Origin of the sequence: Aureispira sp. CCB-QB1, assembly GCF_000724545.1 — a bacterium.
Taxonomy (GTDB): domain Bacteria; phylum Bacteroidota; class Bacteroidia; order Chitinophagales; family Saprospiraceae; genus Aureispira.
In genome coordinates, this window is the sequence record NZ_JHBV01000102.1 from 1 (window position 1) to 518 (window position 518).

General features: G+C 42.7%; 2 protein-coding genes. Both read right to left on the bottom strand.

Annotated features, from left to right (window positions below):
* Positions 1–12 precede the first annotated feature (12 nt).
* Complete coding sequence (locus tag CG11_RS26400; RefSeq protein ID WP_052599935.1) at positions 13–228, bottom strand: T9SS type A sorting domain-containing protein; 216 nt, start codon at positions 226–228, stop codon at positions 13–15.
* Between the two features lie 2 nt (positions 229–230).
* Positions 231–518 (bottom strand): T9SS type A sorting domain-containing protein (locus CG11_RS26405; RefSeq protein WP_156039925.1); only part of this gene is annotated, 288 nt, incomplete at its 5' end.

Here is a 518-nt window from a genome sequence, read left to right on the forward strand (position 1 = left end):
ATCAATGATACATTATTTTTGAATAACAATTTTAAAGACTTTAGCTTCTTGCCCCTCACAGAATAGTGTCGCAAAATAAATTCCCGACACCCATTCTTTCGTATTTAACGTAAGCTGACCTACATTGTTGCGCAAGGCTACTTGAGTCATCCTTGCCCCCGTGGTAGACGTAACCACCAATTGCCCCTTTTCAAGCCCTTCTGGCAATTCATAAGACAAATCCATCATCACTATCGCTTCACAAACTGCTCACGACCAATCAATTCCCCCTCTTGTCGAACTTCCAATACATACACCCCCGCCACCAAACCCGACACGGGAACAATATAGGTCTTATCCGACTGATCGTAGGTTGTATAACGATGCAACACACGCCCTTGCAAATTCACCACACAAAAGGTCAATTCCTCCTTTGTTGTTTTATTATAATAATGCACATTCAAATAATCTGTGGTAGGATTGGGATACAACAACAAAGAAATTGCTCCTCCTTGCTCTAGCGGCAGCACGCCTGTTGA

Bases quoted from the DNA above. Each gene is read 5' to 3' on its own strand.
- CG11_RS26400 (WP_052599935.1), bottom strand. From the start codon at position 228: ATGATGGATTTGTCTTATGAATTGCCAGAAGGGCTTGAAAAGGGGCAA.